This window comes from Pseudomonas sp. PA-7-1E (genome assembly GCF_021605325.1).
In the GTDB taxonomy this organism is placed as follows: domain Bacteria; phylum Pseudomonadota; class Gammaproteobacteria; order Pseudomonadales; family Pseudomonadaceae; genus Aquipseudomonas; species Aquipseudomonas fluorescens_BV.
Map to the genome: position 1 here is coordinate 1 of NZ_WKFA01000114.1, position 2,877 is coordinate 2,877.

The following is a 2,877-nucleotide window of genomic DNA, read 5'->3' on the forward strand; positions in this document are numbered from 1 at the left end:
TGAAATAGCTATCGCAGGCAAGCCAGCTCCCACACTGCATCTCGGTGTTACATGGCCCCCCCACAAAAAAGCCCCACCCGGCTTGCACCGAATGGGGCTCTGTCCCACCTACCCCGCTTACGCGACGTTCATGGTCTTGTGCGTTTCAATCAAATGCGCCACCACGCTTGGATCTGCCAAGGTAGAGATATCCCCCAACCCATCGTATTCAGCCGTGGCGATCTTGCGCAAAATGCGCCGCATGATTTTCCCCGACCGTGTCTTCGGCAGCCCCGGCGCCCACTGGATCACATCCGGCGAGGCAATCGGGCCAATTTCCTTGCGCACCCAGTTCTTCAGCTCCAGGCGCAGTGCTTCGTTGGGCTCTTCACCATTCTTCAACGTGACATACACATAAATGCCCTGCCCCTTGATGTCATGCGGCACGCCCACCACCGCCGCCTCGGCGACTTTGGGGTGCGCAACCATGGCGCTCTCGATCTCGGCAGTACCCATGCGGTGGCCGGACACGTTCAACACGTCATCCACACGGCCAGTGATCCACCAGTAACCATCCTCATCGCGACGTGCGCCGTCACCGGTGAAGTACATGCCGCGGAAGGTCTTGAAGTAGGTGTCGACAAAACGGTCATGGTCGCCGTACAGGGTGCGCGCCTGGCCTGGCCAGGAATCCAGAATCACCAGGTTGCCTTCGGCGGCGCCTTCGATGATGTTGCCCAGGTTGTCCACTAGCGCCGGCACCACACCGAAGAACGGCCGTGCCGCCGAACCCGGCTTCAACGCATGGGCGCCTGGCAGTGGGCTCATCAGCGTGGCACCGGTTTCGGTCTGCCACCAGGTATCGACGATCGGGCAACGGGATTGGCCGACGTTCTTGTAGTACCAGTCCCAGGCTTCCGGGTTGATCGGCTCACCCACCGAGCCCAACAGGCGCAGGCTGCTGCCGTCGGCGCCTTCGCAGGCTGCGGTGCCGGAAGCCATCATCGCGCGGATCGCGGTCGGTGCGGTGTAGAGGATATTGACCTTGTGCTTGTCGACGATCTTCGCCACGCGGGTGATGTCCGGGTAGTTCGGCACGCCTTCGAACAGCAGCGTGGTCGCGCCATTGGCCAGCGGGCCGTAGACGATGTAGGTGTGGCCAGTGACCCAGCCGACGTCGGCGGTGCACCAGTAGATTTCGCCTGGGCGATAGTCGAATACGCGCTCGTGGGTCAGGGCCGCATAGAGCAAGTAGCCACCGGTGGTGTGCTGCACACCCTTGGGCTTGCCGGTAGAGCCGGAGGTATAGAGGATGAACAGCGCTTCTTCGGCGCCCATCTCTTTTGGCGCGCAGACGGTGCCCGCCACTTTCATCAGGTCTTCGTACCAGATGTCGCGATGCTGGTTCCACTTGATCGCGCCATTGGTGCGCTTGCACACGATCACCTTCTGGATGCTGCTGGTTTCCGGGTTGGTCAGTGCGTCGTCAACGTTAGCCTTAAGCGGAATTTTCTTACCGGCGCGAATGCCTTCGTCAGCGGTAATCACCACTTTCGACTTACAGTCGATGATGCGACCGGCCAGGGCTTCTGGGGAAAAACCGCCAAACACCACCGAATGGATCGCGCCGATGCGGGTACAGGCCAGCATGGCGACCACGGCTTCGGGAATCATCGGCATATAGATAGTCACCACATCGCCGCGGTGCACGTCCTGGCCGCGCAAGGCGTTGGCGAACTTGCAGACTTCTTCATGCAACTCGCGGTAGGTGATGTTGCGGCTCTCGGCAGGGTCGTCGCCCTCCCAGATGATTGCGATCTGGTCGCCACGCTCGGCGAGGTGACGGTCCAGGCAATTGTAGGAAACGTTCAGGGTGCCATCGGCGAACCATTTGATGTCGACATGGTGGTCGTCGAAAGAGGTCTGCTTCACCGCGGTGAAAGGCTTGACCCAGTCAAGGCGCTTGGCTTGCTCGCGCCAGAAGCCATCGGGGTTGACCACCGACTGCTGGTACATGGCCTTGTAGGTCGCCTCGTCGGTCAGCGTGTTGGCTGCTACTTCGGGGCGAACGGGGTACAGGGAAGCCGCACTCATCTTTCTTACCTCGGTGACATAGTTGTTGTTGTATGGCCCCTGTTGTAGCCGGGGTGGGCCTATAGAACCATTCGACGATGGTAGTAACAAGACCCTACAAATTGCCCTGCTATGCCTTTTCACCGCTCTGGCCCGCGTGCTGCGGCGGCTGGCAGGTTTCTGAAAAAATCTTGATTGAGGGATTGTTACAAAAACCGCCAAAAGTGTTTATCAAAACTACGGGTATATGAATATAACCGAGGCGCCTAAAATCAACTCCGCCAACAAGGCACTCTGATTAACAACGCAACAGCCCCCACGAAGGCAACGTTAATCCGAACTTCCCAACTTTTAAGTGACACACGCGGCCTCACAAGGGCCCCGTGCCCCCTTTCGCCCTGAAGAAGGTAATGAAGAAATGAAAGCGTTATTAGTGATCGCCCTGAGCAGCTTGTGCGCCACCGCCGCCCTGGCGGACGAAGCCCCGACTGAACTGGCCGGCCAGAACGCCCCGATTGTCGAGAACTACACCTATAGCACGCACTTGGATGTGGCCAAAGTCTTGTCCATGAGCAGCATTCCAGAAGTCTGCGAAGTTGTACCGGTGAAGATGGAATATGAAGATTCTCAAGGCCAGCGTCATATTCTTAACTATCAAGTAATGGGCAATGGTTGCTCTAACGGCTAACAACTTCTGAAGTTGGATTCTTAATTGCCGCAAGAAATCGTTCTTGCGGCCAAGAACCCGCCCTTGAATACACCCCACATCAATTGTGGGAGCTGGCTTGCCTGCGATGGCGATTTCAGCCACGACCACTCTTTTTA

2 protein-coding genes are annotated in these 2,877 nt (G+C 58.0%); one reads left to right on the plus strand and one right to left on the minus strand.

From position 1 onward, the window contains the following. Positions 1-117: 117 nt before the first annotated feature. A complete protein-coding gene (gene acs, locus GIW79_RS29405) occupies positions 118-2,073 on the minus strand; it encodes an acetate--CoA ligase (RefSeq protein ID WP_005790645.1) in 1,956 nt (651 codons plus the stop codon). A gap of 397 nt (positions 2,074-2,470) precedes the next feature. On the opposite strand from acs, the gene GIW79_RS29410 reads away from it, so the two are divergent. Beyond that, the gene (locus tag GIW79_RS29410) at positions 2,471-2,740 is read left to right on the plus strand and encodes a DUF2790 domain-containing protein (protein ID WP_054896740.1); all 270 of its coding nucleotides are present in this window, start codon (positions 2,471-2,473) and stop codon (positions 2,738-2,740) included. Positions 2,741-2,877: the final 137 nt, after the last annotated feature.